Raw genomic sequence first — 1,239 nt, 5'->3', positions numbered from 1 at the left:
ACGCTTCTTAGGAAACTCCTTATACACCCAGCAGAATATGTTTTGAATTAGGAACCACTGAAATAGTGCAAGGTTAGGGTACATTGGCTGAGCGGACTTAGCTCCTCGAGCAAAGTTAAGGTTCTTTATGATTTTGTCAACCTTTTTCTCAATCTTGACATTCCATTTATATTGATAGTGTTCTTGGTCTTGAAGCCAATAGTATTCGTGAAGGAAATTAATGCAGGCTTGCCTTACTTGTGAAGGAGCAACGATTTCACCGAATACTACAGCTTTAGCATATTGTACTGACTTATTCATCGTCATCATCCTCCAGTAAAGCTAGTAGTGGGTTGACAGCGGGCATGTTTTCTGCTTCCATGTTAGCTAGTTTCTTCTCCTCAAGCATTAACTTAGCCATTTCATTAGCTAATCGTAAGCGCTGATTTAAAGGTATACATAGACTTGACATGTGCTGGTTGATAGTTTTGTCGTAAGCTTGTATTCTTCGTTCAAGTTGTGTAGAGTTATCGTCAAGTGGGTCTAAATCGTCTAAAACGTCACTTAACACGCCAAAACGGTATATAGCTTTTGTCAAGAGTGAAATACTGATGCTGTCAGACTCAGTGAAGTTCTCATTTAGCTTGACAATTTGATTAAATATAGCTTCTTCAGCTTTCTTGATGAAACTTAGCGGTTTTGGTTCGGTTTTTACTTGATTTACTACCATTTCTTCAGCTTTCTCACGCATTTTCCGCTCTTCTTTAGACATTTTCTGCTTGTTATTTACGATAGATTTATAGGTATTTGCCATCCTAAGCGCTCCTTTCGATTTTTGTAAATTAAGGGGAAAAATTTTTTTTGTACTGACTACACCTCGGTCCTTTTGTTCCTCTAAAATTTTTTTATTTTTACCCCTGGGGGATATTTTTATTTTTCCTCATTTTTATTTTCCGTAGCTGTTTATATTATTGATTGTAGTTGAAAGCACAATAAACACTTCCAACTACCTATATCAATTTACATTCCGCAACCATTTACTTTTTTATTTACTGTTATATCATCATCTACTTCCGTGACATATCGCATTGATTAATTTATTTATTTATCTTCTCCATTTTCAATCTCAATACTGCCTTTCATTTGTTGTATAGCTCATTCGTACTATGCTATCACTATGCTGTATTCTGCATGATTTAATTAATCATTCGTAACTATATCGAATCCCTCCCATTTCACCCCCTTGCTCTCTGCCATATT

General features: G+C 35.8%; 1 protein-coding gene and 1 pseudogene. Both read right to left on the bottom strand.

Annotated elements, in window-relative coordinates:
* Positions 1-300 (bottom strand): annotated as a pseudogene (locus RB298_RS19175) (terminase TerL endonuclease subunit); the annotation flags it as partial.
* Positions 293-793, bottom strand: coding sequence for a hypothetical protein (locus RB298_RS19170; protein WP_486048056.1), 501 nt, complete (start codon positions 791-793; stop codon positions 293-295). The pseudogene RB298_RS19175 and the gene RB298_RS19170, both read right to left, overlap by 8 nt.
* Between the last annotated feature and the right edge of the window lie 446 nt (positions 794-1,239).

This window comes from Priestia sp. BR_2, assembly GCF_041954005.1.
GTDB classification, from domain to species: domain Bacteria; phylum Bacillota; class Bacilli; order Paenibacillales; family Paenibacillaceae; genus Paenibacillus_AQ; species Paenibacillus_AQ lautus_A.
The sequence above is the reverse complement of the archived record's forward strand: the minus strand, read 5'-3'. Positions and strand labels throughout refer to the sequence as shown.

Coding starts and splice junctions, on each gene's coding strand:
- RB298_RS19170 (WP_486048056.1), bottom strand. CDS start 793: ATGGCAAATACCTATAAATCTATCGTAAATAACAAGCAGAAAATGTCT.